We start from the raw sequence: 275 nt of genomic DNA, 5'->3' as shown, positions 1-275 counted from the left end.
GCGGAGAGGGCTTCGCGGTCGGCGGCGTCGCAGGCGGCGATCCGTACCCGGGCTCCCAGCTGTCCGAGGTCCGCGCCAGTTCGGCGGCTCCGGGGGCCGCCTGGCCGCGTCGGCTGGTCAGCAGCAGGTCGCGGACTCCGTGCTCGGTGACCAGGTGGCGGGCGAACAGGGCGCCCAGGCCTCCCGTACCGCCGGTGATCAGGACGGTGCCGTCCCCGAACGCGGGCCCCTCGGCCGGGGTGGCGGCGGCCCGCGCCAGGCGCGGTACGAGCACC

General features: G+C 78.2%; 1 pseudogene. It reads right to left on the bottom strand.

Going from position 1 to position 275, the window contains the following annotated elements:
* Nucleotides 1–275: pseudogene (locus tag VR44_RS39760) on the bottom strand (KR domain-containing protein); the annotation flags it as partial.

This window comes from Streptomyces katrae, assembly GCF_000966975.1.
GTDB classification, from domain to species: Bacteria; Actinomycetota; Actinomycetes; order Streptomycetales; family Streptomycetaceae; genus Streptomyces; species Streptomyces katrae.
Note: the sequence above shows the minus strand (reverse complement) of the source record. Positions and strands in the feature narration are given on the sequence as shown.